Here is a 554-nt window from a genome sequence, read left to right on the forward strand (position 1 = left end):
GTTGAGCCCGTTTTGTTATACCAAACGTCACGACCGAGAGTACCAGATACACTTGCTTGAACCGGTTTAGCTTTGAGAATTACATCGCTGGAGTTACCCTTCAATAATTGCGAAAGTGAAACGGGGTAATCATAACCCTCCCATCCTACGGCTTGTGTAAACGTGTCGGTATCAAAATACTTAGTATGAGTTCTCTCTAGCGCATTTTCTATATCAGTATTAAGTTGCGCTTGACCCATATTTGCTTCGATATATTGAAGCATATCTAAGCTTGTTGATTTAATACCATAGGCTTGTGCATCAAGAATACCTGGATTAACTCTAACGGGTTTTCCCTCAGAACTATAACCAAAAGCATAGTTGTTAAGCTTATCCTTTGGTACATCGACAAAGGTATTGGTCATACCGAGCTCAGGCAGGATGACGGTTTCCATCATTTCCGTATAGTCTGACTTCATACTCAAGGCACCGATGTAGCCAAATAGACCAATACTAGGGTTTGAGTACTTCCTCTTAGTACCGGCTTCGTACTCCGGTTTCCACGTTTTGTAGTA

General features: G+C 41.7%; 1 protein-coding gene. It reads right to left on the reverse strand.

Annotated features, from left to right (window positions below):
* Positions 1–554: serine hydrolase (locus tag IQR33_RS34580; protein ID WP_228014174.1), on the reverse strand; the 554-nt coding region annotated here is incomplete at both ends.

It is taken from the genome of Vibrio sp. OPT46, assembly GCF_015163535.1.
In the GTDB taxonomy this organism is placed as follows: Bacteria; Pseudomonadota; Gammaproteobacteria; order Enterobacterales; family Vibrionaceae; genus Vibrio; species Vibrio alginolyticus.